The following is a 1,360-nucleotide window of genomic DNA, read 5'->3' as shown; positions in this document are numbered from 1 at the left end:
TCTCTACGATGATCCCTTCGTCGAGGACCAGCCCCTCGCGCGGTTCGGTTTCATATGCGATGAGACCAACATCGGCCGTCATGTAGCACTGATAGGCGTCGACGCCGCGGTCTCGCAGCCAATTGCGCGCAACGCTAGGGAATGCCTCGCCCGAAACCAGCCCCTTTGTGAATGACAGCTGATCAAGCCCATTTGACGCGGCGCGCTCGAGCAGCAGCTTGAGGAAACTCGGCGTCCCGACGTAGCAAGACGGCTGCAGATCAATCACCGCGCGCAATTGAAGATCCGAATTGCCGGTGCCACCGGGGAAGACTGCGCAACCGAGCGTCAACGCGGCGGTCTCCATGATCGCGCCAGCTGGGGTCATGTGGTAGCTGAAGCTGTTGTGTACAAGCTCACCGGATTGAAAGCCCGCCGCAAACATGGCCCTCGCGCAACGCTCGAAGTCACCCCCAAAGCCCTCCGGCTCGTAAAGAGGTCCTGGCGATTGGAATACCCTTCGGATGCCAGAGCGAAGCTTTGCGTCATGCCATCCCACCGCTGAGAATCCGGCGAATGGGTCGCTCGCAGCTCGGCGAAGTTGGCGCTCTGTAAAATCTTCGTGCTTGCGCACCACGGGAAGCGTCGACAGCGCGGCGCGGCTCGTCACCGACTCTGCCCGTACATCTCGGAGGATCTCCGCCATCGCTGGCGCATTCGTCTTTGCATTGGCGATCTGTCGCGGCAGCGCCGCCAAGAGGGCCCGTTCTCGCTCGGAGGGCGAGCGCACCTCCAGGGCGTCGAAGTGTTTCGCGACTTCGTGCCGGGCGCGCGAGCGCTTCGCCGCAGCTGCCATGTGCTGATCTGTTGCACTCACGTAAGCCATCTCTTTCTGCGCTTGTAGCTCTTTACATCCCGAAAGCTTTTCCGGTCGCCGCCGCCGACGCCCAGGTAGAACTCTTTCACGTCCTCGTTCTCGCGCAGGCTGGCGGCGGGACCATCCATCACGATGCGGCCGCTCTCCAAGATGTAGCCATAGTCCGCGAAACGGAGCGCCATATTGGTGTTCTGCTCGGCCAGCAGGAAGGTGACGCGTTCCTTTTCGTTGAGGTCCTTGACGATCGCGAAGACCTCCTCCACGATTTGCGGAGCGAGCCCCATTGATGGCTCGTCCAACAGCACCATCGTCGGATTGGCCATCAGCGCCCGACCGATTGCGCACATCTGTTGCTCGCCGCCGGACGTGTAGGCGGCTTGCGAGGAACGCCTCGTTTTCAGGCGCGGAAAGTACGCGTATACCTTCTCCAGCGTCTCGGCCACTGCGGCTTTGCCGTCGGTGCGCGTGTAGGCACCCGTCATGAGGTTATCCTCGATCGTCAAG

2 protein-coding genes are annotated in these 1,360 nt (G+C 61.5%); both read right to left on the bottom strand.

The features are described 5' to 3' along the window. A partial coding sequence (locus AC1DY5_RS55830) for a phenylacetate--CoA ligase family protein (protein ID WP_478122738.1) occupies window positions 1-835 on the bottom strand: 835 nt, incomplete at its 3' end. A gap of 17 nt (window positions 836-852) precedes the next feature. Further along, the coding region (locus tag AC1DY5_RS55825) for an ABC transporter ATP-binding protein (RefSeq protein WP_478122737.1) at window positions 853-1,360 on the bottom strand (508 nt) is incomplete at its 5' end.

It is taken from the genome of Variovorax sp. P4_D9 (genome assembly GCF_056401695.1).
The sequence above is the reverse complement of the archived record's forward strand: the minus strand, read 5'-3'. Positions and strand labels throughout refer to the sequence as shown.